Source organism: Paenibacillus sp. 3LSP, assembly GCF_032465655.1.
GTDB lineage: Bacteria > Bacillota > Bacilli > Paenibacillales > Paenibacillaceae > Fontibacillus > Fontibacillus barengoltzii.
The window spans coordinates 1-4148 of the sequence record NZ_JAWDJI010000202.1; the positions used below are offsets into that span (position 1 = coordinate 1).

At 39.9% G+C, this 4148-nt stretch carries 2 protein-coding genes and 9 tRNA genes; all 11 read left to right on the forward strand.

Going from position 1 to position 4148, the window contains the following annotated elements; translation table 11 throughout:
* The first annotated feature begins 121 nt into the window (after positions 1–121).
* The 11 genes from RW092_RS17150 (at position 122) to RW092_RS17200 (ending at position 3929) form a co-directional block, all read left to right on the forward strand.
* A tRNA-Ser gene (locus tag RW092_RS17150) sits at positions 122–213 on the forward strand.
* Positions 214–229: 16 nt separating this feature from the next.
* A tRNA-Glu gene (locus RW092_RS17155) sits at positions 230–304 on the forward strand.
* A gap of 28 nt (positions 305–332) precedes the next feature.
* Positions 333–408: transfer RNA gene (locus RW092_RS17160), tRNA-Val, on the forward strand.
* 18 nt (positions 409–426) lie between these two features.
* Positions 427–500 (forward strand) — tRNA-Met (locus tag RW092_RS17165).
* Positions 501–535: 35 nt separating this feature from the next.
* Positions 536–612 (forward strand) — tRNA-Asp (locus RW092_RS17170).
* A 21-nt stretch (positions 613–633) separates the two neighbouring features.
* A tRNA-Lys gene (locus RW092_RS17175) sits at positions 634–709 on the forward strand.
* A 17-nt stretch (positions 710–726) separates the two neighbouring features.
* Positions 727–801 (forward strand) — tRNA-Gly (locus RW092_RS17180).
* Between the two features lie 9 nt (positions 802–810).
* Positions 811–884, forward strand: a tRNA-Arg gene (locus RW092_RS17185).
* A gap of 8 nt (positions 885–892) precedes the next feature.
* Positions 893–972: transfer RNA gene (locus RW092_RS17190), tRNA-Leu, on the forward strand.
* A 1013-nt stretch (positions 973–1985) separates the two neighbouring features.
* Positions 1986–3185, forward strand: a complete 1200-nt coding sequence (locus tag RW092_RS17195) for a hypothetical protein (RefSeq protein WP_316010785.1) — start codon at positions 1986–1988, stop codon at positions 3183–3185.
* Between the two features lie 45 nt (positions 3186–3230).
* Entirely contained in the window at positions 3231–3929 is a 699-nt protein-coding gene (locus tag RW092_RS17200; protein WP_316010786.1) for a hypothetical protein, read from the forward strand.
* Positions 3930–4148: the final 219 nt, after the last annotated feature.

Consider the following 4148-nt stretch of genomic DNA (forward strand, 5'->3'; position numbering starts at 1 on the left):
GTAGAGCACTCGACTGTTAATCGAGTTGTCACAGGTTCGAGTCCTGTTCGGGGAGTCTATCCTGGAAGAAAGGTCATATGCTTTGCATATTTCCTTCTCTTCCGTGGAAACCAACTCTTATGGAGAGGTGTCCGAGTTGGCCGAAGGAGCACGATTGGAAATCGTGTAGGCGTCACAAGCGTCTCGAGGGTTCGAATCCCTCTCTCTCCGCCAGCAAGGACTTGAATATGGCCCGTTGGTCAAGGGGTTAAGACACCTCCCTTTCACGGAGGTAACAGGGGTTCGAATCCCCTACGGGTCACCATCTCTTTTTAAGAGTCATCCCAGATTATGGAGGCTTAGCTCAGCTGGGAGAGCATCTGCCTTACAAGCAGAGGGTCGGGGGTTCGATCCCCTCAGCCTCCACCATAACATCTTTAATACTGACGCGGGGTGGAGCAGCCCGGTAGCTCGTCGGGCTCATAACCCGAAGGCCGCAGGTTCAAATCCTGCCCCCGCAATTATCCTCTTGAAGAGGATGGCATTATTCTCGTGTGGAGCCGTGGTGTAGAGGCCTAACATGCCTGCCTGTCACGCAGGAGACCGCGGGTTCGAATCCCGTCGGCTCCGCCATTTAACTTCTTTGTTTTGTACGAGCCATTAGCTCAGTTGGTAGAGCACCTGACTTTTAATCAGGGTGTCGAAGGTTCGAGTCCTTCATGGCTCACCAGTTTCATATTTGATTATGCGGACGTGGCTCAGCGGTAGAGCATCGCCTTGCCAAGGCGAGGGTCGCGGGTTCGATTCCCGTCGTCCGCTCCATAATCATACGCGCCCTTAGCTCAGCTGGATAGAGCGTTTGACTACGAATCAAAAGGTCAGGAGTTCGAATCTCTTAGGGCGCGTTCCCTTTGCCGGTGTGGCGGAATTGGCAGACGCGCGCGACTCAAAATCGTGAGGGAAACCGTGGGGGTTCGAGTCCCTTCACCGGCATCAAACAAGCAGATTTATTAAATCACGGATCGTGATTTAATAAATCTGCTTTTTTTGTTACAACGTGAGATGATCTTAAGTTTAATAATTACAATACCAAATGACACCGAAGAGCTCAGGAGGAAACGATACAAAAGTTACATGGTTAAGCCGTTTACTTTTGAATATACAAATGAAAAGAAATTTGGTTTCTTCAGTAATCGGCGGAGATAGCCAGGAACCAGAAGTTGTAGCAGGAAATTATAAATAAGACTATCTTTAGTTTTAAGAAGGAGGGAATGAAAAGGAAGGAATCCAGCGAGTAATTAGAAGGAGTTGGGATTTAAAAGGATATATTTCCTATTAATGTAATAATGCTTGACAAAAAATATTGAAATCAAGTTGAATACACTATATAATATGTATAAAATTACAATATTTACCTCAAGATTAATGGTAATCCCTCCATCATGAGTACCACTTTACTTCTTTTACAATAGTGCAGCCAACCCAGTTATCCCCTCGCTTCTTCGACATTTAATTTGCAGTTTCTGTCTTGCGTCGATGTTGTAAGATGTTAGCTTTAATGTGCGTGCCGGAGGCGGACAACGCAGAATTTCCGCTTCAAACAAGCATTGTTTAGAATGAGCGTAGGAAAGGTGTAAGTCGAAGTGTTTATGTATTGAATGGTTTGATTAATGAAGCAGTTATTGATGTTCAATAATGACTGATTGTATCAAGAATACCAGAAGGGTTGTATCTGATATCTGGTATCTTGCTGCAATAAATAAGAGTCGATTTCCATACTGCTTTTGGAGGAGCGATGGAAATCAACTCTGTACGCTCTTTGCTATGTTCAAAGCAAACAGCCTAGATACTATTATAAGATAAAAAATGTTTTGTACATAGTTGATAGAGTGGGCTTTTAGAGAGGAGGAGGGATTTAGTCTAAATAGAAAGATTGAGAATTTCTTGTAGGGTTAGATGTGCTGTTTTTTAATTGGAATGAAAAACTTTTAAAGAGGTGAAAAACAGTGATCTCAAAAAAGATGAAAGCATTAACTGTATTTAGTCTTTTGGCATCTTTATTATTACTTAGTCTTAATTCAGGTGTTTATGCAGCGGAAACGAATCTTTCAAAAAGAACATTAGATGAAATTTCTGCTGTTTATGACTCCCTACCAAAGAATTTGAAGCAAAATAAGGCCAATCTTATTGATGAGAACATTATGATTTATGATGAAAGCGGCCGAATTAAAAATGAAATCCATTCTGACGGACGAATTTACGATATTCAATGGGACAATGATAGAATTATTCAAGTTACTGACACAGCAGGGTATAAAACAGGTTACGACTATTCTAAGAATGGACAAGTTGTCGAGAATATTTTTTATAACAATCAACTGCAGACATCTTACTTTCGGGAGAAAGAGCTGTATCAAATAAATCTTGGAAAATTCAGCAATGCAGAAGCAACTTTGAAAGATGAAATAGCTAAACAATATTCCCAAGGGCTAGTTGACAGTTCCACTGTTAATAGGCTTGAGAATAGTTCTGTTACTCCTTTTGCAGTTGTCGATTATTATGTTGCCGGCAAAAGGATGAATTCACTATTATCCTCAAGTGATTTTCTTTATAACAATGACGACGCAATGACTGAAAGTGAAATTCAGAGTTTCCTTACAAGTAAAAATTCTGTTTTGAGGAATAGCATTAAGATTTATGCTATCAATTCTAGTGGTAATGCTTATGATACTGGTAGAACAGTAAAACCTTCAAAGGTTATTAGTGATGCAGCAAAGAATGCGGGTATTAATCCTCGAGTGATACTGGTTACCCTACAGAAAGAAAGCAGTCTAGTTACCAGTACAGATACTAACGTTAATAGAAGAGCATTTCATTACGCTATGGGCTATGGAGCGACGGATAGTGGAGATATTACCACGTACACCGGTTTTGATAAGCAGGTCGAACTTGCCAGTGCGTGGATGTATGATAAGTGGCTGCATGATTCCAAGCTAGATGTGTTTTTGACTGTTAATGGCGGTGTATCAAAAACATCTGGTGGTGTGACTTATGCTGGGAAAATACAGGTGGACACTTTTCCAGCATGGGTATTGTATACGTATACTCCACATGTAATTGACTATTCTTTATTACCGACAATAGGTGGCGGAAACTATTTATTCCTGAAAGTCTTTGAAGGCTGGTGGAATAGTTGGTATGATTGAATATGAATAAAGAAAAAACACATGCGAGAGGATTTTTTATAATAAATGAAAAAAATTTTAATTGTTATTGTAAGTTGTCTGATTTTAATAGGCGTACTTTATTATATCAACTCTGATCAAAAGCGAGGACAAGAAGATCTTCAAGCATTATTCAACAGGTGGGATAGAGGAGAAGTAGAGGATTCAGAGAAAACAAAGATCATGAACACACTAGCCGATAGATTAAGGGAAAATCCACAGTTTTCTATTAAAGAGATAGAAGAAATATCAAAATTCTTTTCATTTTTTGAAGCTGATTCCTTAAAAGTAATTCAGTACATTGAAAATCCGGAGTTTTACGGCTCCAGTGGTAGGGAAAGTTTTCACATTGTGGTCTATAACGATCTGGTCGAGATCATCGACAGTCGAGGGAGTATGCGGATTGAAGATATAAAAAGGCGGGACGAACACCTTTATTATGTTTATGCCACTGATTATAGAATTACGAATATAACAGGTATCCACGTATTTAAGATTGAGATCGAGGATGGACAAACCCTAGACTGGAGTTCTTTGATTAATAAAGAAAGGTTGACTGACAATTTTCAATATGATGAAGCAAGTGAAGTATTATATTATCACGATGGACACATCTATTATAAAGAAATAAGGGACAATGGGAATGAAGTTTTGATTACAGCAGCTGATACCGACTACTTATTACAATTGGGTGATGATGGTCTTTATTATATACCACCCGAATAACGCTTATAAGGTATCGGTTCCATCCGACTCGCAAGAAGTGACTGTACGTCTGAAGGGGAATAGATAATAACGAATAAAATCGAATATTAATGCTTGACTTCTATGTCGAAGTCGCTATAATAGAAAGAGTGGCCCGATTTTTTAGAAATCGGTAAATCACTTGATAACGGGACGTAGCTCAGCTTGGTAGAGCACCTGGTTTGGGACCAGGGGGTCGCA

Excerpts from the sequence above, each read along its gene's own strand:
- RW092_RS17200 (WP_316010786.1), top strand. The coding sequence starts at position 3,231 with ATGAAAAAAATTTTAATTGTTATTGTAAGTTGTCTGATTTTAATAGGC.